Source organism: Campylobacter sp. DY7 (assembly GCF_057802535.1).
Genome location: NZ_JBYJAU010000068.1, coordinates 1 through 501 on the forward strand (window position 1 = coordinate 1; position 501 = coordinate 501).

Below are 501 nucleotides of genomic sequence, written 5' to 3' on the forward strand. Positions count from 1 at the left end.
GTGCTCTACGTCGCCAGCGACGGCTACGGCAGCCACCTGACCGGCGAGGCACCGCGCCCCGTCGCCGAGATCGCGACCCCGGACGCGCTGCGCGAGAAGGTCGCAGCATCCCAGACCGCCGGGGCGAGCATCCCCGACGCCGACCCGGCGCGTGCCGCCCGGATCGCGTTCGCGGCCGCGCGGATGGACGACGATGCCCTCGCGGACTTCGTCGCCGTCGCGGAGGACGCCCTGACCGGTGACCCCGCCGACCTCGACACCCGCCAGGCTGCGATCCTGCTCACCGGCATCGGCATCCCGCTGTGGCGTGACGTGGCCCTCATCCAGTGGGCCACCGACCGCGGCAACGGCACCCGTGCCCTGGCCGCGCAGATCGGCCACTCGATCATGGGCGCACCCGTCCCCGAGAGCATCGCCCGCACCCTCTACGGACAGGGCGACCGCCCCGACGCCGACCGGCTGACGGCGGGACTCGCGCTCGTGCGCCACCTTGCTGCCTAC

General features: G+C 74.7%; 1 protein-coding gene. It reads left to right on the forward strand.

Annotation, left to right across the window (positions count from 1 at the left end; all coding sequences use genetic code 11):
* Window positions 1–501: hypothetical protein (locus AC1B00_RS09745; protein ID WP_488849534.1), on the forward strand; the 501-nt coding region annotated here is incomplete at both ends.